At 48.0% G+C, this 19,987-nt stretch carries 20 protein-coding genes and 1 tRNA gene; 17 read left to right on the top strand and 4 right to left on the bottom strand.

Translation table 11 applies throughout. From position 1 onward, the window contains the following. The first annotated feature begins 8 nt into the window (after positions 1–8). Positions 9–1,571, top strand: a complete 1,563-nt coding sequence (locus BM292_RS05430; RefSeq protein ID WP_092856088.1) for a tetratricopeptide repeat-containing sulfotransferase family protein — start codon at positions 9–11, stop codon at positions 1,569–1,571. Positions 1,572–1,579: 8 nt separating this feature from the next. On the opposite strand, the gene BM292_RS05425 is transcribed toward BM292_RS05430, so the two are convergent. From BM292_RS05425 to rpsT, 3 genes are all read right to left on the bottom strand, one after another. Beyond that, positions 1,580–3,196, bottom strand: coding sequence for a tetratricopeptide repeat protein (locus BM292_RS05425; protein ID WP_092856086.1), 1,617 nt, complete (start codon positions 3,194–3,196; stop codon positions 1,580–1,582). An 86-nt stretch (positions 3,197–3,282) separates the two neighbouring features. Further along, positions 3,283–3,359, bottom strand: a tRNA-Arg gene (locus tag BM292_RS05420). 90 nt (positions 3,360–3,449) lie between these two features. Then, positions 3,450–3,710 (bottom strand): 30S ribosomal protein S20, encoded by a 261-nt coding sequence (gene rpsT / locus BM292_RS05415; RefSeq protein ID WP_092856084.1) that lies wholly within the window; start codon positions 3,708–3,710, stop codon positions 3,450–3,452. A 166-nt stretch (positions 3,711–3,876) separates the two neighbouring features. Here rpsT and BM292_RS05410 point away from each other — a divergent pair, with 166 nt between their 5' ends. From BM292_RS05410 to ispH, 10 genes are all read left to right on the top strand, one after another. Continuing rightward, positions 3,877–4,248: a four helix bundle protein gene (locus tag BM292_RS05410; RefSeq protein WP_092856082.1), complete on the top strand. Its 372-nt coding sequence runs from the start codon at positions 3,877–3,879 to the stop codon at positions 4,246–4,248. Between the two features lie 17 nt (positions 4,249–4,265). Next, positions 4,266–5,825, top strand: a complete 1,560-nt coding sequence (murJ, locus tag BM292_RS05405; protein WP_092856080.1) for a murein biosynthesis integral membrane protein MurJ — start codon at positions 4,266–4,268, stop codon at positions 5,823–5,825. A 40-nt stretch (positions 5,826–5,865) separates the two neighbouring features. Next, the gene (locus tag BM292_RS05400) at positions 5,866–6,951 is read left to right on the top strand and encodes an alpha/beta fold hydrolase (RefSeq protein ID WP_092856078.1); all 1,086 of its coding nucleotides are present in this window, start codon (positions 5,866–5,868) and stop codon (positions 6,949–6,951) included. A 147-nt stretch (positions 6,952–7,098) separates the two neighbouring features. Next, on the top strand, positions 7,099–7,377 hold the full coding sequence (locus tag BM292_RS05395; protein ID WP_092856076.1) for a type II toxin-antitoxin system prevent-host-death family antitoxin: 279 nt from the start codon (positions 7,099–7,101) through the stop codon (positions 7,375–7,377). Then, complete coding sequence (locus BM292_RS05390) at positions 7,361–7,696, top strand: hypothetical protein (RefSeq protein WP_092856074.1); 336 nt, start codon at positions 7,361–7,363, stop codon at positions 7,694–7,696. The genes BM292_RS05395 and BM292_RS05390 overlap by 17 nt, the downstream gene beginning before the upstream one ends. A gap of 81 nt (positions 7,697–7,777) precedes the next feature. Further along, positions 7,778–8,707 carry a bifunctional riboflavin kinase/FAD synthetase gene (ribF, locus tag BM292_RS05385; RefSeq protein WP_092856072.1) on the top strand — a complete coding sequence of 310 codons (930 nt, stop codon included), beginning with the start codon at positions 7,778–7,780 and terminating at the stop codon, positions 8,705–8,707. Positions 8,708–8,905: 198 nt separating this feature from the next. After that, positions 8,906–11,758 carry an isoleucine--tRNA ligase gene (ileS, locus tag BM292_RS05380; RefSeq protein ID WP_092856070.1) on the top strand — a complete coding sequence of 951 codons (2,853 nt, stop codon included), beginning with the start codon at positions 8,906–8,908 and terminating at the stop codon, positions 11,756–11,758. After that, on the top strand, positions 11,751–12,263 hold the full coding sequence (gene lspA / locus BM292_RS05375; protein ID WP_233340182.1) for a signal peptidase II: 513 nt from the start codon (positions 11,751–11,753) through the stop codon (positions 12,261–12,263). Before ileS ends, lspA begins: the two co-directional genes overlap by 8 nt. After that, positions 12,260–12,700, top strand: coding sequence for an FKBP-type peptidyl-prolyl cis-trans isomerase (gene fkpB / locus BM292_RS05370; RefSeq protein ID WP_092856066.1), 441 nt, complete (start codon positions 12,260–12,262; stop codon positions 12,698–12,700). The genes lspA and fkpB overlap by 4 nt, the downstream gene beginning before the upstream one ends. Before the next feature lie 136 nt (positions 12,701–12,836). After that, on the top strand, positions 12,837–13,778 hold the full coding sequence (gene ispH, locus BM292_RS05365) for a 4-hydroxy-3-methylbut-2-enyl diphosphate reductase (RefSeq protein WP_092856064.1): 942 nt from the start codon (positions 12,837–12,839) through the stop codon (positions 13,776–13,778). 218 nt (positions 13,779–13,996) lie between these two features. Here the strand turns inward: ispH and BM292_RS11830 are convergent, their stop codons facing one another. After that, a complete protein-coding gene (locus BM292_RS11830) occupies positions 13,997–14,380 on the bottom strand; it encodes a type IV pilin protein (RefSeq protein WP_092856062.1) in 384 nt (127 codons plus the stop codon). A 68-nt stretch (positions 14,381–14,448) separates the two neighbouring features. Between BM292_RS11830 and BM292_RS05355 the strand changes: the two genes are divergently transcribed. The 6 genes from BM292_RS05355 (at position 14,449) to ccmB (ending at position 19,987) form a co-directional block, all read left to right on the top strand. After that, positions 14,449–14,976, top strand: a complete 528-nt coding sequence (locus BM292_RS05355; protein ID WP_092856060.1) for a GspH/FimT family protein — start codon at positions 14,449–14,451, stop codon at positions 14,974–14,976. Further along, on the top strand, positions 14,970–15,581 hold the full coding sequence (locus BM292_RS05350; RefSeq protein ID WP_092856058.1) for a prepilin-type N-terminal cleavage/methylation domain-containing protein: 612 nt from the start codon (positions 14,970–14,972) through the stop codon (positions 15,579–15,581). The genes BM292_RS05355 and BM292_RS05350 overlap by 7 nt, the downstream gene beginning before the upstream one ends. Beyond that, positions 15,571–16,668, top strand: a complete 1,098-nt coding sequence (locus tag BM292_RS05345; RefSeq protein WP_092856056.1) for a pilus assembly PilX N-terminal domain-containing protein — start codon at positions 15,571–15,573, stop codon at positions 16,666–16,668. The genes BM292_RS05350 and BM292_RS05345 overlap by 11 nt, the downstream gene beginning before the upstream one ends. Then, positions 16,658–18,586: a type IV pilus modification PilV family protein gene (locus BM292_RS05340; protein ID WP_143434073.1), complete on the top strand. Its 1,929-nt coding sequence runs from the start codon at positions 16,658–16,660 to the stop codon at positions 18,584–18,586. Before BM292_RS05345 ends, BM292_RS05340 begins: the two co-directional genes overlap by 11 nt. An 80-nt stretch (positions 18,587–18,666) precedes the next feature. After that, positions 18,667–19,311, top strand: a complete 645-nt coding sequence (gene ccmA / locus BM292_RS05335; RefSeq protein ID WP_092856052.1) for a cytochrome c biogenesis heme-transporting ATPase CcmA — start codon at positions 18,667–18,669, stop codon at positions 19,309–19,311. Next, positions 19,304–19,987 (top strand): heme exporter protein CcmB, encoded by a 684-nt coding sequence (gene ccmB / locus BM292_RS05330; protein WP_092856050.1) that lies wholly within the window; start codon positions 19,304–19,306, stop codon positions 19,985–19,987. The genes ccmA and ccmB overlap by 8 nt, the downstream gene beginning before the upstream one ends.

Raw genomic sequence — 19,987 nt, 5'->3', positions numbered from 1 at the left:
TGACTGAGATGCAGTCCAAGACAGTTCAAGATCCGCTTCAGCAGATCACTCAGCAAGTACAAGCGTTCGCCGCAAAGCAACAATTTAAACAGGCAAGTCAGCTCATTCGCAGTGCAACAGAGGGGGCAGATGTGCCGGTACTCCACCGCGCTCATCAGTTAGCCATGTACGTGCAAGATGCTGAAAGTGCACTTGAATATTTGAATAAAGCGCTGGAAGAAATACCCGATCACGCGGTGTTAATTGCGGATAAATTAAGAGTTCTCGTTCAACTACGTCGGCGTAGTGAAGCATTAAAACTTGCGAAGAGCGCGGTGAAATCTGTTCAAGCAGGCCCCCAATTTTTACATCATATTGCACGTATTTATCAACAACTCGAGCAACCGAAGTTAGCATTAAAAATTCTTGATGGACTGGCCAAAGAGCATCCCGAGAATGTTGAAGTGCGGTATGAACAAGCGAGCCAACAATTTTTTCTCAATAAAATGGCACAGGCCGAGAAGAACTTTGATTGGATCATTAAAGCGACTGAAGGCAAATTGCCAAATGCCTACCATTTACGCTCACAGCTGCGTAAACAAACTCCCGATAATAATCATGTAGCCGAATTAGAAACGCGTTTGGAGAAATCAGAATCAGCTGATGCGCCAATTTGGTTTGCGCTCGCGAAGGAACTCGAAGATTTAGGATTTTATGATAAGTCGTTCGAAGCGTTACAGAAAGCGAACGAATTGAAACGAGCGACAGTTCAGTACAACGAAGAAACGGAGTTGGCGGCAATTGATTCTTTAATCAACGTCGCAAAAGATTTTGATTACTCGGCGAAGCCGTCAAAATCAAAAGTCACGCCTATTTTTATTGTGGGAATGCCACGAACAGGCACAACGCTAGTCGAGCGTATGCTTGCGGCTCATAGCGATGTCGTGAGCGCTGGTGAATTTCAAGATTTTCCGTGGTTAATCGCATCAGCGATTAATGAAATCGAGTTAGCATCTGGCGGTAAATTATCACGAGACGAGGCTCTGAAGCAGGTTGATTTTGAGGCGCTTGGTCAACGTTATTTGTCGCAACTGAAAGATGTCACAGGCAATGCACAGTATGTCGTCGATAAACTACCGTTTAATTACTTGTATATCGGGTTTATTAAAAAAGCGCTCCCGCAAGCCAAGTTTATTAACTTGCAGCGAGATCCGTTAGATGCTTGCTATGCAATTTTTAAAACGATGTTCTACCAAGTTTATAGTTTTTCTTACGATCAACGTGAACTCGGACATTATTATGCGAAGTATCAAGAAGTCATGGCGCTATGGCATAAACTCTTCAAAAAGGACATCTTAACGGTCAACTATGAAGATTTAGTCACTGAAACCCAGAAGCAGGCAAAAGCACTGATTAAATACTGTGGTTTGGATTGGCAAGATTCTGTATTGGAATTCCATACGCAAGATACAGCGTCAACCACGGCGAGTAGTGCGCAGGTTCGTCAGCCAGTGTACCAATCTTCGGTAGGTAAAGTGCAGCATGTTGAACAGCATCTAAACACACTGCGTGAAGCCTTAAGTGGTAAGTAACCTCTTACTTACCACTGCGGTGATATATCGCATGGTGCCGTGATGCGGGCTCCCTGTCCGCTGAACGGCACTGTGCCATGAAAGAAGTAACTTGGGAAGAATACGCAATATCCTACTTGGGGACATTTCGCATCGATTACAGGCGTGAGTCCAGGTAGTTCATAGCCGGGATCACCAAATCGAATCCACCCCGCCTGCGTTGCGTCATCTTGAGTAATTTGTTTCGGTAATTGAATGTAGGTACAACAGGATAGCCAGCCTTCCGGATGTACATGGTTGGTATGGAAACCCTGCTCTTTCAAGCATACGGACCATGCGCCTGTAAATCGGATACGTTCACTCTTGCGCTGTAAAAAAGGGTGGTGTGGATCATCGGGTAGACCTCGAATATAGTCACCTGCCGCTTGTTCAATCATCAGCTTCAGCTGGTTAATGATCGGCGCCTTATTCGCAAATAAATTCCCCATGGTCTGTGTTCCATGGCGGACGCTTTGGTCTAATGGGTGCTGAGTATTGTGGTGCATGCCCGTTAAAATATCTGCCAGTTCCTGCATAAATTCATCGATACTTTCGTAACCTGCAGGCGGTTGCAGCTCGATGATTTTCACAAACTGCTGATAGTTATTCAGAGAATGAGAACTGTCCGATTCGCCGAGTGCTTGTAGGCACAGTGCTTTATATGCAAGCATTTCTTGATTATATGGATGTTCCTTAGCGACAGCCTGTACATGCTCAAGTGCTGTCTTATACTCTCCGCGACGCATCAAATTTATCGCTAAATCGAGTTGATGGCGGATGTTTTTAGGATTCAATTTAACCGCAACTAAATACGCTTCCAATGCTTTATCAGGGTGATGATTGCGCGCATACGCGACACCCAACAAATGATGAAACTCAACCCATTTGGGGTGTTTATCCACCACATTACGACAAAGCTCTAACGTTTCTTCGAGTTTGCCAGCCATTAATTGATGCGTTGCGAAACTGAATAATAATGAACGAGACTGTGGTAATCGCTCGAGCGCCTGCTGAAAGGACTCCAGAAATTTTTCGTGCGGCCCGTATTCCCAATATAGTTTATTCAGTGCGACATGCGCATCGATATATTCAGGTAACTGACGAACGAGATTCTGCAAAATTTGTTCTGTTTTTTCATAGTTTTCAAGGTCGTAGTAAATACAAGCTTTAAGGTAGTCGACGACAGGAGAGGGCTGCTGCAGATTCTGTTTGGCTCGCAAAATAGCTTCCATCGCCTCGTTTGCTAATCCTAACTTACGAAAAAGTAACGCCTGAAGATAGTACGGCTCAAAATGTTGCGGTTGGTCTTGAAGGAGCGCGTCGATTTCTTGCTGTGCTAACTCGTACTGATCATGCTGGAGATAAAGTGCGATCAAACTTTTGCGTGACGGGCAATGATGCGGATTATGTTTGAGAGCTTGTTTTAGATTTTCGGCAGCGGCTTTCGGTTGATGCTGATGTTGTAGACATAAAGCAAGAATATGCAACACATCGGGGTGTTTGGCGTTGTAGCGAAGCAGGTGCCGGCATTGATGCTCTGCTTCGCTGTAATTCTCTGTGCGAAAAGAGATGACAGCTTCTTGGAACAATTTTTGGACATCGGTCATAGTTACTACACTGTTTATTATTATTGTTGTGTAGTTTTTGTACCACTGAGCGACGAATGGATCAAGTTCTGCGATTAAATGCGTATTGGCGTCCTCGGCAGGAGTCGAACCTGCGACCTGCCCCTTAGGAGGGGGCTGCTCTATCCAGCTGAGCTACGAGGACATAGCGATATCATAGACATAAAAAAACCAGCCGTAGCTGGTCTTTTTAATCTTTTATTCGTCTTTAACCGGTAATGCAATAAACGGCTTCTTACAGCGCGTTGATTTTCGCGTTCAAACGACTCTTATGACGAGACGCTTTGTTTTTACCGATAAGACCTTTAGTCGCGTAACGGTCAAGTACCGGTTGAAGGCTAGTAAATGCCTGCTGTGCAGTCGCTTTATCGCCTGCTTCAATTGCAGCAGTTACTTTCTTCATCAAGGTACGCATCATTGAGCGACGGCTCGCGTTGTGGCGACGGTTTTTTTCCGCTTGAACCGCACGCTTTTTAGCAGACTTAATGTTAGCCAAGGTGAACTCCTAAAATTCGTTATCTATGTGCAATGGTTTTGTAGGGCGGGGAATATGCCACTTCTTACCGTTAAAGTCAAGTGTGAAAAGCGTTATTCGTTATTCGTGCGCTTCGCTGTTCGTCCGTTACACTGTTCGTGAAAACGTCAAACAAGGAGTGTTGAGGATGGCTAGAGATTTGATTGTAACGATGATAGCTATAGACCTGTGTTGCGAGATTTATGAACTAACGCGCCAGTTTCCTGATTACGAAAAGTTTGGATTAAAAAGTCAAATGCAAAGGTGCGCAGTAAGTATTCCAAGTAATATTGAAGAGGGAGCGCACAGGGGAAGCAGTAAAGACTTCTTAAGATTTCTTTATATTGCTCGAGGTTCACTTGCAGAACTTAAGACACAGTTACGAATTGCTGTGCGACTGGGCTATATTAGATCTGACGAAAATGAATTATTATCACGCACATACCAATTATTAAATGCGTTGATTCATTCCCTGAAGCTTCGAATAGCGAAGCGGACGAACAGCGAAGCGCACGAATAACGAACAACGGGGTTCTCTTGTCAAAGTCACTTGCTAAATCCGGCATCATTGTCAGCTTCATGACCCTCATCTCGCGTGTGCTCGGGCTTGTGCGCGACGTCGTGATCGCTAATTTGATGGGGGCTGGGGCGGCGGCTGATGTGTTCTTTTTTGCGAATAAGATTCCGAATTTTTTGCGTCGGTTATTTGCGGAAGGGGCGTTTGCTCAGGCTTTTGTGCCGGTACTGACGGAGTATAAGCAGGGTAAGACGCTGGATGAGCAGCGTTTGTTGATTGCTCGTGTTGCGGGAACATTGGGTACGTTAGTCACTATTGTGACTTTGGTGGGGGTGATTGCGTCACCAGTGGTTGCGGCGATGTTCGGTACCGGTTGGTTTTTGGACTGGTATCATGATGGTCCGCAGGGGCATAAGTTTGTATTGGCGGCAGATCTGCTGCGTATCACGTTTCCTTACTTGTGGTTTATTACGTTTACGGCTCTGGCCGGTGCGATTTTAAATACGATTGGTAAGTTTGCAGTAGCCGCATTTACGCCGGTGTTTTTGAATATCGCCATTATTGTGTTTGCAATTTGGCTTGGGCCGCAGCTTGAACAGCCTGAATATGCGCTGGCATGGGGCGTGTTTGCGGGCGGCGCAGTTCAGTTTATCTTCCAAATTCCGTTTTTAAAGCGTGCTGGGTTGTTGGTAAGACCTCGATGGGGATGGCGTGATCCTGGGGTAACCAAAATCCGCACGTTGATGATTCCGGCACTATTTGGGGTGTCGGTGAGTCAGATTAACTTACTGCTCGATACGTTTATTGCGTCGTTTCTAATGAGTGGTTCGATTAGTTGGTTATATTACTCCGACCGATTATTAGAGTTTCCGCTTGGATTATTTGGAATTGCGATAGCGACGGTTATTCTGCCGGCTTTAAGCTCACGTCATGTCGACAAGTCAGCCGAGGAGTTCAGTCGCACTCTTGATTGGGGCATTCGTACGGTTGTGTTGCTGGGTTTGCCAGCGATGTGCGGTTTGATTGTGCTCGCGGAACCGATGCTGATGGTGTTGTTCATGCGGGGCGAGTTTACGCCTGAAGATGCGCGCCTGGCTTCCTATAGTTTGTTTGCGTATGGCTCCGGCTTATTGAGTTTTATGTTGGTGAAAGTGTTGGCGACAGGTTTCTACTCACGCCAAGATACCAAGCGACCGGTGAAATACGGCATCATCGCCATGGTTTCAAACATGGTGTTTAATATCGTTTTTGCGATTCCATACGGCTATGTTGGCCTTGCGATTGCAACTTCTTTATCTGCTGCTGTGAATGCCGGTCTATTAGGTTATAACCTTTGGCGGGACGGTGTGCTGAAACGGTACCCCGGAACTTTAACTTATCTCACGAAAGTTGCTGTTGCGGTGGCTGTCATGGTTATGGTGGTGCTGTATCTGGTGCCGTCACGTTCTTGGTGGCTAGCGGCTGAATTTGTAGATAGAGCGTGGCAATTGGCGATGTTGATTGGTGCAGGGGCAGGGACGTATTTGCTCTCGCTTATCCTTCTTCGCGTTGTAAAGAGCAAAAGCGATATTAGCAATTAGATATTGGATATTAGAAAAATAAGTGTGAGAGGGAACTGACATGAGGCTGGTCATAAACATCGTCTTGGTATTTACGTTGACGCATACGCTGGCGGGTTGTCAGGGGCCAAGTCGTCATAGCGATGCGGTGGCAATGAATGCGAGCAAGCAAATTTCTGACGTGTGTTCGACGGCAGAACAACCGGACCTGCCGAAGTATTCGTGCCTTGTCACTAGCGGCGAAGGGCAATTTCATGTACGCGCCATGGGGCTAAACAATCGCGGTCCAGCAGTTGTTCTGCTAGCTGGGCCTAATTACAATTTCCACAGTGATAGCGCTTGGTTTGCTGCTCTGCAACCACTATTGGCAAAGCAGTATCGGGTATACAGTGTTGATCGCCTTGGTAATGCGTTTAGTAGCAGTAGTGATGATTTGTCCTACCGTCGCTTTGCCGACGATTTAGCACAAGTGATGCAGCAACTAAAAGAGCCTCAATTGGCCGTGGTGGCCTTTGCCAGCGCGAGTATTAGCGCGCGTTGGTTCTATGAGCTGCATGGTGAACAATTTGATATTGAAGCCATGTTGTATATTGACCCAGATATTCCATTAGCGCATTCATTAAGCTTGTATCAGGGCTATCCAGCTGATTGGTATCGAGATAATTTAGCGGCGCTATTACCGCATTTGGCTGCTGGCAATTGGACAGAGCGAACGAAAGACAAGCTCGATGTGGAATATCAACAGATTAAGCAATGGGCTAATGAATATGGCACAGCTGTCGATTGGCGTTACCTTGAGCAAGTCATGCAGCAACGTTTGCTGATTTCGCATCAGCAAGCCAGAGCTCGCGAAATTGCCGCATACATTTCTGATTTAGACAGTTATGCGAGGTTGCCCATGATTACCGCGATACCGGTTAGTGTGATTGACAGTGACTTTGAGCAAAAAGACATTACTGCTGCGGCTGATGATGCTGAGCTATTGGCTGCGTTGCAAAAATGGCAGCAGGAAGGCAGTGCTTGGAGTGCCGAACAAGCTTCAGTATCGAACGGCCAGTATATTCCCCTAAGCGAAAGTGATCACATGGTGCCGCTGCAACAACCACAAGTTATCCAACAAGCACTAGAGTGGCTACTCCACCAGTAGCCCCTCGCCCTTCTAATATCCAATATCCAATATCTAATAGCTAATATCGCTTTTGCTTTTAACAGGTCTTTATTTGGTCTTTATTTGGACTTCTTCACCAATCTCGTCTACTCTTATTCCTGTAACCACCAACAAGGAGAAACTCCCATGTATACCGTCAAACGCCCGCGCGTGACTACTGTGTCAGGGTTTAAAAAAGAAATTGCGACCATGGATGTGAATGAACCGGTTTTGGTGACCCAGAACGGTGAACCCTTGTATGTGGTGCAAGATCCTGCCCAATACGAAGCCATGCAAGAACAGATGGCGATGTTAAAAATGATTGCACTGGCTGAAAAGGATGTTCGGGCTGGTCGTGTTGTATCGAGCGACGAGTTATTCAAAGGACTGGAAGAAAAAGGTGCGCTCGATGACCAAAATAGTTAATTACGCTGACTCTTTTATCTCTCAACTCGATGCTGAATTTAATTATCTTCGTAAAAAGGTTGGTTCACGTGCGTCGTCGGAGTGGCTAGCCGAGATCATGAAACGCTTTGAAAGCAAAGTAAAGCCATTCCCTTTGAGCTGCGCGCGATGTGATGAAGCAATGATACTGGGTTATGATGATTACTACGAATATATTGATGCGAAGTCTCAATGCCGTGTGATTTATCGCTTCAATGATCAGGTGACTGCTTTATTGTTCATTCGAACTCGGCAAAGCCTTCGCGATCAACTATTGAATCTGGTATTAATGAGCCCTTAGTGTCTGGTTAGCGTTTGGCGAGCCTGTTATAATCGCCGCTTTGTTAATCACCTGAAATAACGACAGGCTTGCTACGCACTGATGCAGTTAATTCGCGGAATTCATAATATTCGACCTCAGCACCGTGGGTGTGTACTTACTATCGGCAACTTTGATGGTGTCCATTTGGGCCATCAGGCAGTGTTGGCGCAGGTAAAAGCGCAGGCGCTCGCGCGCGGCGTTCCGGCGACGGTGATGACGTTTGAGCCGCAGCCGCAAGAGCTGTTTCAACCGGATAAAGCACCGGCCCGATTAACTAATTTTCGTGAAAAGCACATGGCACTGCGTCAGCAGGGTATTGACCGCCATATTGTGATTGAATTTAATCGCAAGTTTTCTAATCTGCCGGCGCGCGAATTTATTGAACGTGTGTTGGTTGATATGCTCGGCGTACAATTCTTGGTGGTTGGCGATGATTTCCGCTTCGGTCATGGTCGCGAAGGCGATTTCGCGATGTTGCAACGCGCGGGCGCTGAGCTTGGCTTTGAAGTGGTGGACACGCAAAGTTATCGCCAACAACAGCAACGGGTTAGTAGCACCGCAATACGCCAGTGTTTAAGTGATGGTGATTTTACTCAGGCGGCAGCCATGTTAGGGCGACCTTATGCTTTCGGAGGGCGCGTTGTGCATGGTGAGAAAAAGGGTCGTACTATCGGCTTTCCAACCGCAAATATTCAGTTAAAGCGCTTGCGTTCACCCTTACAAGGGGTTTTTGCTGTGCAGGTGCAAACCAATGATGGCAAAATGCATGCAGGCGTTGCTAATATTGGTAGACGGCCAACATTAAATGGTGAGCGAGTGCAGCTCGAGGTGCATTTGTTCGATTTTGCGGGCGATTTGTATGGGCAGCAATTGCGCGTGGTGCCAACGCACTTTATTCGCGCTGAACAAAAATTCGCCGATTTCGCGCAGCTACAGCAACAAATCGCCGCTGACGCTCGCGCCGCGCGCGACCTTCGTCCGCAACGCTAACGCGCTGCTGTTCGTGTTTCGTCCGCTGCGCTGTTCGTGCGCTACGCTGTTCGATAGTACAGCCCCGAACAGTGCGAAGCACGCACGAACAGTGAACGCAGTGAACGCACGAATAACGAATAACGAATAACGCTTTTTATAATTTGAAAATTGAAATGAGCCATGGGGCACACGAGGCCCTCGAAAAAGGAATCAAAGATGACCGACTACAAACACACACTGAATCTGCCGGAAACTGAGTTTCCGATGCGCGGTAATTTGGCGCAGCGCGAGCCGCAGATGTTGCAACAGTGGTACGCGGATGACGTGTACGGCCTGATTCGCCAAGCGAAGGCGGGTAAGCCGGTGTTTATTTTGCATGACGGCCCTCCGTATGCGAACGGTGATATTCACATTGGTCATGCGGTGAACAAAATTTTGAAAGACATGATCGTGAAAGCGAAAACGCTGAGCGATTACGATGCGCCGTATGTGCCTGGTTGGGATTGTCATGGCTTGCCAATTGAGCTGCAAGTTGAGAAGAAACATGGCAAGCCAGGTAAAAAACTCAGTGTCGCTGAGTTTCGTCAAAAGTGTCGCGAATATGCACTGACTCAGGTCGACGGTCAGCGTGAAGATTTTAAACGTTTGGGCGTGTTTGGGGATTGGGATAATCCATATCTCACCATGAACCCACAGCAAGAAGCTGACAGTATTCGCGCACTTGCCAAAATCATCGCTAACGGTCATATGCAGCAAGGCTTTAAGCCGGTGCATTGGTGTACCGATTGCGGCTCGGCATTAGCTGAAGCAGAAGTTGAGTATCAAGATAAGCGTTCACCGGCAATTGATGTTGGTTTTACTCCGGTGAATGAAAGCGAGTTAGTCGGTAAATTTGATCACCCTGAAGGTCACTCGGGCGAAGGTGAGGTGATGGTCGTGATTTGGACCACGACGCCATGGACTATTCCAGCAAACCGCGCGATTTCATTACATCCGAGTCTTGATTATACGTTGGTTCAAGTTGAAGCGACCGATGAACGTCCGGCAATGCGTTTGGTATTGGCTGATGATCTGGTGAAGTCAGCCATGGAGCGCTGGGGCATCGATGCCTACCACAAACTTGGCTTCGCCAAAGGTCAAGCGCTGGAAAACGTGAAGGTAAACCATCCGTTGTTTGCTGAGGTGCAGGTGCCACTCATTCTCGGAGAGCACGTGACCACCGACTCGGGTACAGGCTGTGTGCACACAGCGCCAGGCCATGGTGTCGACGACTTTATTGTTGGACAACGTTACGGCATTGAAGTGTATAACCCAGTAGGCGATAACGGTGTGTATAAAGATGACACGCCAATGTTCGCTGGTCAGCACGTAATGAAAGCGAATCCGAATATTGTCGATGCGCTGCAAGAAGCTGGGCGGTTGATTCACCACGAAGCTTATAATCACTCGTACCCACATTGCTGGCGCCATAAAACGCCAATTATCTTCCGCGCTACGCCACAGTGGTTTATTAGCATGGACAAACAAGGTTTGCGCGCCAAAGCACTAGAGCAAATTAAGCAAGTGCGCTGGGTTCCGGAATGGGGTCAAAGCCGTATTGAAAGTATGGTGGATGGTCGTCCAGACTGGTGTATTTCGCGTCAACGTACTTGGGGTAATCCGATTGCCGTGTTTGTGCGCCGTGACAATGACGAATTACACCCACGTACGCTGGAACTGATGGAAGAAGTCGCTAAACGCGTTGAAAAAGATGGCATCCAAGCTTGGTTCGATTTAGAAGCGGAAGAGCTATTAGGTGATGAAGCGGCAGAATATCGCAAAGTGACCGACACCTTAGACGTTTGGTTCGATTCAGGTGTCACGCACGAAGCTGTATTGAATAAAACACCGGGTTTACAGTGGCCAGCGGATTTGTATCTTGAAGGTTCTGACCAGCACCGTGGTTGGTTCCAGTCGTCGTTATTGACTGGGGTGGCAATGTATCAACAAGCGCCATACAAGCAAGTACTAACACACGGTTTTACCGTTGACGGACAAGGCCGCAAAATGTCGAAATCCATCGGCAACGTGATTGCACCGCTTGAGGTCATGAATAAGTTAGGTGGCGATATCTTACGTTTGTGGGTAGCGGCAACAGATTACTCCGGTGAGATGACCGTTTCTGACGAAATTTTGAAACGTTCAGCAGATAGCTATCGTCGTATCCGTAATACCTCACGCTTTTTATTGGCCAACATTAACGAATTTGAGCCGAGCAAACACGCCGTAGCCGCTGATGATATGGTCGCTATCGATAAGTGGATTGTCGCGCGTGCGGTGAGCTTGCAAGAAGAAATCCTGACTGCTTTAGACGATTACCAATTCCACGGCGTGGTGCAAAAAATCATGCACTTCTGCTCTATTGAGTTAGGTAGCTTCTACTTAGACGTGATTAAAGACCGTCAGTACACCGCGAAGCGCGACAGCGTGGCGCGTCGCTCATGTCAGACTGCGTTGTACCATATTGCGGAAATGTTGGTGCGTTGGTTGGCACCAATTTGTAGCTTTACCGCCCAAGAAATTTGGGATGCGTTGCCGAAGCAACTGGCCAATGGTGAAGCGCGCGCACGTTATGTGTTTACCGAAAGTTGGTATCGTGAAGCGGCACAGATTAAAGTTAGTCCAGCCGATAACGCGTTATGGCAGACAGTGCTTGAAGTGCGCGATGAAGTAAACCGTACCCTAGAGCAAGCGCGCCGTGATGATGTGATTGGTGGTAGCCTGCAAGCCGAAGTGACGGTATATGCTGTTGCCGATATTGCTGCGCAATTAAGCAGTTTGAAAGATGAATTACGATTTGCCTTTATCACATCAGCTGTCAGTGTTGTTACTGTTGATAATGCGCCTGAAGGTGCGGTCGCAACTGAGCTAGATGGCGTGTGGGTAAAAGTAACTAAATCTGCTTACGAGAAATGTGAGCGCTGTTGGCATCATCGTGCGGAGGTTGGCACTATCGCAAACCATCCGACGCTATGCCAACGTTGTGTGACAAACGTTGATGGAGCTGGAGAGGAGCGCCATTTTGCTTAATAAGCCAACTGATTTACAAAAGCGCGCCAGTGGCCTGCGCTTTTTGTGGCTAACCTTATTACTTATTGTTTTGGATCAATTTACCAAGCAATGGGTGATTCGTGTTTTCGATTTATACGAAAGCATTGAGGTGATGCCCTATTTAAATTTGACCTACGTGCGTAACATGGGCGCCGCCTTTAGCTTCTTGAGCGATCAAGGTGGCTGGCAACGCTGGTTATTCACATTCTTAGCTATTGCGGTAAGCGTGGTGTTACTGATTTGGTTACGCCGCAATCCGGCCAATATGTGGCGCCAAAACCTTGCCTTTGCGCTGATATTAGCCGGCGCTATTGGTAATGTTATTGACCGCATTATGTATGGCTACGTTATCGATTTTATTGATGTGTATGTGAATGAATGGCATTGGCCAGCGTTTAACGTTGCCGATATGGCGATTACTATCGGTGCCATTCTCATGTTGTTAGAGGCGTTCTTCGAACAACGCCAGGAGCCACAGTCATGATCAGTCGTCTCCCGATCGAACACGGTCGCGAAGTGATTTTGCATTTTACTATTAAGTTAACCGACGACTCGGTTGCCGACAGTACGAAAATGTCGGGCAAACCAGCAAAGTTTCGAATGGGCGACGGCTCGTTAACCGAGAACTTCGAGTCTTGTTTAGTCGGCTTAAAAGCCGGCGACGAGCGTGAGTTTGAGCTAGCGCCAGAAGATGCGTTCGGTATGCCGAACAAAGATAACTATTATCAAGTAGATACCACCAAATTCGGCGCAGATCGCCCCGAAGTTGGTCAGATTTTCACGTTTCCGCAACCTGATGGTACGGAGTTGCCGGGCATTGTCCGAGCCATTAATGATCAGTTTGTGACGATTGATTTCAATCATCCGTTGGCGGGACAGCGTGTGCGTTTCGCGGTTGAAATCATTGAGGTAAACCCTTAGAAAAAATCGTTATTCGTATTTCGTACGCTTCGCTGTTCGTCCGTTCGACTTTGTCTCACTATTCGATTTCCGAACAGCACGAAGTGCGCACGAACAGCGAAGCGCACGAATGACGAACAACGCTATTGGAGTTTTTATGAACATTGTTTTGGCTAATCCGCGTGGTTTTTGTGCCGGTGTTGACCGAGCGATTACGATTGTTGAACGCGCATTAGAGATTTTTGAGCCGCCTATTTATGTGCGTCACGAAGTGGTGCACAACAAATACGTGGTGGATTCGCTACGGGCGCGCGGCGCCGTATTTGTTGATGAACTGCATGAAGTGCCAGACGATAGTATTGTGATATTTTCCGCTCACGGAGTATCGCAGGCGGTGCGCCAAGAGGCGAAAGACCGTGGTTTGCGCGTATTTGATGCGACTTGTCCGTTGGTAACGAAAGTTCATATGGAAGTGACGCGTGCTAGCCGCAAAGGACATGAATGCGTATTGATTGGTCATGCTGGACACCCTGAAGTGGAAGGCACTATGGGTCAGTACAATAATCCAAAAGGCGGCATCTATTTGGTGGAATCGGTTGATGATGTGGCCAAGCTGGAAGTTAAAGATCCGATGCAATTGCATTACATGAGCCAAACCACTTTGTCGGTTGATGATACAGCTGATGTGATTGATGCGTTACGCGAGAAATTTCCGGAAGTACAAGGTCCGCGCAAAGATGATATTTGCTACGCCACGCAAAATCGTCAGGATGCTGTGCGTGACTTAGCGGGCGAGGTTGACGTATTGCTCGTTGTGGGAGCGCGTAACAGCTCGAACTCAAACCGCTTACGTGAACTTGCTGAGAAAATGGGCACGCCGGCCTATTTGATAGATGATGCTACCTGCATTGATCAGGCTTGGCTTGAAGGTAAAGAGAACGTTGGTGTCACAGCTGGCGCATCGGCACCGGAAGTCTTGGTTCGCGATGTGGTGAAAAAACTGCAAGCATGGGGCGGCCAAACGGTGCAAGAACGCAGCGGCCGCGAGGAAAATATCACTTTCTCCATCCCACCAGAACTCCGTGTGGTTGAACTGTAGCCCGGCGTTTCACGCCGGGTAGCGCATCGCGCTGTTAATGTAGCACTTTTTTCAATGTGCGTTCAATTCGGGAATAACCGTGGCGTAGCCACGTCCCGGCGTGAAACGCCGGGCTACCGTCAATGTGCGTTCAATTCGGGAATAACCGTGGCGTAGCCACGTCCCGGCGTGAAACGCCGGGCTACCGTCAATGTGCGTTCGATTCGGGAATAACGTGGCTACTGCCAACAGGCGGCGGGGGTTTTTTGATCGTTTTGATTAATGCTCATCGTCGCACACTCCGTATCTGAAACCTGTGCTCCTTTCGCTGTCGCCGTTAACGTATATGTTTCAGCGGCAATGTCAGATGTACTAAAAGTGTAAAATTCGCTTGACGATGTAAAGCCAAGATCAGCAATAGTGGCGTAGCTGGTATTGCGTAATCTATACTCTTCTTGCGCCATCTGTAATTTCAGTAATTCGCCCATGGCGTCTGCTCTGCGGCTCTGTTTAACGTAGTCAGTAAAGTTTGGATAAGCGATGGCTGCGATGATACCGATGATAGCAACGACAATCATTAATTCGATTAAGGTCATGCCGCTTAACTTTTTTTCAACTTGCATTTATTCCACCTGTTTATACTATGCTAAGTGCATCTGTTCATTAGTACGATAATTTTGGACCAAACGCAATGCGTCAAGGATTTACTTTACTCGAACTTATTATCACGTTGTTAATTCTCAGCATTGTGCTGGGTTGGGGCGTGCCTGCGACCATTGAAATGGCGCGGACGATGCGTTTGCAAGGGGCGGCACAAGATACCTATGGCTTGCTGCAGTATGCACGCTCCGATGCTTTGAGTAGCGGCGAGAATCGGTTCGTAGTTTGGGATGATGAAAATGGAGAATGGTGCGCCGCCGTTGCCGACAATAATGATTGTGATTGCTTAACAGAAGATTGCTCTATCGACGGTGTATTGCGACAGATTAATGGTTCTGAATATTCGGGTGTGACGATGGCATCAGCTACGTTCTCCAGTGGCGAGTATACGCGCTTTGATGCGCTGCGTGGCCTAGCCGAAGGCAATGCCGGTACCGTGAGTTACCAGTTACGCGACAGCAGTAGCGCTGTGGAGCGTGAAGTGCGCGTGATTGTCAGTACTCTCGGACGCTTAAGATATTGCCAAGTGGGCGGTGTAGGGAGTTATCCAGCATGTTAAAGCAACGCGGCTTGTCACTCGTCGAATTGATGATCACGATTACGCTTGGTTTGATCTTAATGGCAGCGCTAACGTCGGTTTTTTCAGCTACGTTAGGCACAAACTCTCGAAGTTTACAGTTAAGTCAGCTCCAGGAAGAATCGACTGCGGTGATGGACCTTCTGTTGGGAGATCTGCGTCGCACCGGCTATCGCGGTGATGCGCATTTATTAGTGGTTGACCCAGATAATGCTGTCACTGCATTTAATAACTCAATTACCGTATCGCAACATCCTAGTGAAGTTGGCGCGAGCTGTTTGCTGTTTGAATACGATGCTGATAATGATGCTGTACATGATGGCGCGGTGGAGCAGTTTGGTTATCGCTTGCGCAACGGTCAGGTACAGCGCCGACAAGGCGGAGCTACTTGCGATCAAGACGGCTGGGAAGGATTAACCAGCCCTGATTTAATTCAAGTTGATGTGCTGGAGTTTATTTTAACCGAGCGCATGCTGGACGATGTGAACGAACAGGTTGTAGAGGTGTTGATGGTTGTTTCACTGCCAAGCGACGCCGAAGTATCACGAGAACTTGCAACAGAGGTGGTGCTGCGCAATGCGTTTTAAACAATCGGGCTTTGCCACAATTACAATCACCGTACTATTACTCTCTGTAATCATTCTGGTTACGTTGTATACCGCGCGTTTTAAAGTACAGGAACAACGTATCACTCGGAACCATGCCAGTATGCAAGAAGCCATGATGGTAGCCGATGCTGCCATTGAGCAGATTGTCATGGAAGTGAACGCAGAGAAGTCAAATTTAGATCGTACTATTGCGGGCGTGATAGGTGGTGCGCAATACACCGCGACGCTTTCTAGCACACGTTTCAATGACACTATTCGTGGTGACGTTGATATCGTTGATGTAGTGTTGACGGCTACTTCAGCCGATACTCGTGCAACTCGCACTTTACGCCAGCAAGTGGCGGTACTTCCGATGCTTCGTTCGGCGCCCGACACGCCAGTTGCCATCAAAGGTAGTATGAACGTTTCTGGTAACTTTAAAGTGGTAGCAAATCCGAATGGTGGCGGTGATGGTGTGCCATTATCGATTTGGACCGAGGGTGATGTCGACATCAACGGCAGTGGTAGCACCTGCGGCCAGCAAGAATTTACTGAAGGTAACTGCTCCTCGCAGCCGTTTAGTGAACGTGGCGATCATGGTGTCGATATTTTGGATAACGACCCGAACTTTCCTGATGACCTACTTGAATATCTGTTTGGTGTGCCGGAAGCACAATGGCAAGAATTACGAGATTCAGCCAACCAAATTGTGAATGGCTGTGATTCCATTGGACCTGCCTCAACGGGTTTGATTTGGGTAGTTGGCGACTGTGCGCCGTCGGTAAATATTGGCTCGCTTGAGAATCCCGTCGCCTTGGTTATTCAAGACGGTAGTTTGGCGATTAACGGTAACACCGAAGTCAATGGCCTAGTGTTTTCATTTCGAACACCGGGCAATTTGGCAACCCATGAATTAAAACTTAACGGTGGCGCGACGATTAACGGTGCGGTGATGGCGAACTTCGACCCGACGCTGTCGAACGGAACCCTGGTAGTGCGCTATCACGAAGAAGTGCTGACGAATTTAATCAGTAATGATGCCTTTAAACGAGTATTGCGTGTAGGAGGAAGCTGGCGTGATTTCTAATTCAGCTAAACTAATGTATCAACGCGGCTTCACTTTTGTTGAAGTGCTTGTTGCATTGGTCATTATCGCGATTGGCGTAACGGGCTTGGTGAGCCTACAGCGAACTTTCATGCAAAGTTCGGTACGAGCTGCGGAACATGCGACAGCGCTTAAAATCGCACAACAACGTCTCGAAGAATTAAGGTTCGAAATCTATGCGGATATTGATGCGGGTACCGATAGTGTCTCTCTAGATGACAAAACCTACGCGGTCAGTTGGACGGTCGCACCGCAATACTTTAATGGCTTATGGCGTACAACCGGTGACCCCGACCTACCTGACCCGTTGCCGCCAACTCCTGATGCAAAATCGGTGACAATTGATGTGGCCTGGCAAATGCGCGGCGGTGAAAACCAAACCTTAAGTTTAGAGGGATGGATTGGGCGTATTGCGATGCGTGATGGTGGTCTAGCAGTTACAACGCCACCGCCACGTAACGAGCCGAGTGTGACCTATAACCCGGGCGCGGCACCGGAGGTTATCGCGGTGAAACTAACCGAAGATGGCACGGCTACGAAGTATCAAGTGAAAGAAACTACGCGTCCGACGCCGACGGTTATGCAACGTGGCGAACGGCTGACGGTTCGCTTTGATACGGTAACCTACGACGAAGCAACCCAAACGCAGCGCGTGGAAGACTTTATCACGATTAACTGTTCGTGCATGTTTACTGGCATTGAGTCAGAGGCGCAGACGCCGCACCGTTTAACGCTTAAAGATGGACGCTTAGTGCTGGATCCGAATGGTGGTCAGCCAACGCGTAAAATGACCGGTATTGTTAACCCGGCAGTTACTGACCAACCCGATCTGTGCACACAGTGTTGTCGTGACCATCATGATAACAACACGATGGTGAATGAACAGGTCGTATTTAAATACGACACCAACCGCAAAACGAACGGGAATCATCGTCATTTTTATCGTGATGCCAGTGGTAACTTACAAGAAGCTAACCAAGGTTCTAACAACGTCTATGAAGAATCCTGTCGCATGCGCCGCATCGATGGTTGGTATGCAATGTATCCAGATTGGCAATTCCATGCGGTGACGGCAACTTCGGCCGGTTATTTAATCAATGAAGTTGGAGCACAAGCATATACGCAATACGTGCGCGATGTGGTGAGAGCGTTAGTCATGGACTCAGCGTTACCAACAGCGCCATCTGGGCGCGATATCTCGGTAGCGCCTGGCTCGTATCAGCTAATTGGTCGTGGGATTTATTTAGATGACATGACCGATGCGCACCTTGCAGAAGTGCGTCAGTCGATCTTAAACAATGAACCGGATTGGATTGCCAAAGTACCATTTTATGAAGTTAACTTAACTTTGTTGGGCCTTTGGGAAACCACCAATACAGCGGTTGCTGACGTCACCAATGAACCTATTCAAACCATTGTTGACCCCGAACAGAATTACTACGGAACGTACAGCCGCGGTCGTATCAGCGCGCTTGACGGCGGCATTGCGACGGTAACGATGAACGCGGCATTGGGTAATGCCAGTGTTCTAGGTAGCCAACCGATTCACCCGCTTGAGGATGGCGAGCTAAGCAGTAGCGTTAATGTGACGGTAACGGCGTCGGACGGTACTACGCCACTCTACTCAGTGACCGGCGAAATTTACTGCCTACAATATAATGGCGATGCTTGTAAAAACACCCACTATCGTAATGTCAATGTCGCTGGTGTGGATGTGACCTGTACTTATTCTAAACAAGGTAATGCTGATACGGGTTCATATGCATGTAATGGCATCCCAGCGGGAACTTCAACGGTGATTAACTTTAGTAAATCAGGTTTTACCTTCACACCATCGAGTGTGACTATCTCGAATTTGAGTACCAACGAAGTGCATAACATTCGAATGGACGAAAATTGATGAGTAAGGCTTATATGGCCTTGTAAACCTGTGGTACTATCGGGTCACTTTTGTTGACCCGATAGGTTGCCTCAACTCCAATGTCTGTTGTTATCGAAGCCAAACAACTCACGTCGGTACGTGCAGGACGCACGTTATTCTCTGCACTCTCGCTACAACTCGGCGGCGGTGAAATACTCCATGTTGAAGGGCCAAACGGCGCGGGTAAATCCACTCTACTACGCATCATTGCAGGTCTGCTGCAGCCGCTTGAGGGCGAAGTTTGGCTATTCGGGCAACCGCAACAGGATGACCCTGAACTTTGGCAACGCCAAACCTTGTTCATTGGGCATAAGCCGGCGGTAAAAGCCGAACTGACCGCACTCGAAAACCTCCATTTTCAATCGCAACTTGATGGTGCCGCGCATGTTGATGCATGGCAGTTGCTGGAAACCGTTGGCTTATTAGGCCTCGAAGATATTCCCGCACAACAGCTCTCAGCCGGCCAACAACGGCGTATTGCCTTAGCACGACTATGGTATAGCCAAGCAAAGTTGTGGATTTTAGATGAGCCATTTACGGCTCTCGACACCTACGGCATTGAGTTATTGCATCAACGCTTTCAACGCCACCTTGAACAAAGTGGTTCAATTATTTTAACCTCGCACCAACCGCTCTCTTGGTCTGGTGAACGATTACAAAAAATTCGTATCGAACATAACGACGAGGAACTCGTTTATGAATAAAGCGAGTTCTTGGCAGTTAATGACGACGATTATGCGGCGCGACCTAGCGGTTGCTTTGCGACGACGAAGCGACGTTATCAATCCGCTGTTATTTGTGGTGATTGTGGTGACACTATTCCCACTCGCGGTGGGGCCAGGCCCAGATATTTTGGGTCGCATTGCAACTGGAGTGATATGGGTAGCCGCGTTGTTATCGTCATTACTTGGTTCTGAGCGTCTATTTCGCGATGATTTCCTGGATGGCAACCTCGAGCAGATGGTGCTATCACCGGCGCCATTACCGCTATTAGCATTTGGCAAAGTCGTTGTGCACTGGCTTCTTAGTGGCTTACCGCTAGTGATCCTCGCGCCGGTTTGTGCGTTATTATTAAAACTGCCGTTTGCCGCCTGGGGAACGTTAATGTTGACCCTCTTAGTGGGTACTCCAATGTTGAGCGCAATGACAGCCGTTGGCGCGGCGCTGACGGTGAGTTTAGGGCGCGGTGGCGCCTTGCTGAGTTTATTATTGTTGCCGCTTTTTATCCCTTTGTTGATATTTGCAGCGGCGGCAGTTGAGAGTACGCTGGTGGGTACCTCTGCTTATGGGCAAGTGTTACTATTAGCGGGACTGATGCTTTTAACCTTAACCTTGGCGCCTCTAGCAGTCGCAGCAGCAATTCGAGTGAGCGTAAATTAA

It is taken from the genome of Pseudidiomarina tainanensis (genome assembly GCF_900115255.1).
GTDB classification, from domain to species: Bacteria; Pseudomonadota; Gammaproteobacteria; order Enterobacterales; family Alteromonadaceae; genus Pseudidiomarina; species Pseudidiomarina tainanensis.
This window is presented reverse-complemented; position numbering and strand designations above follow the sequence as displayed.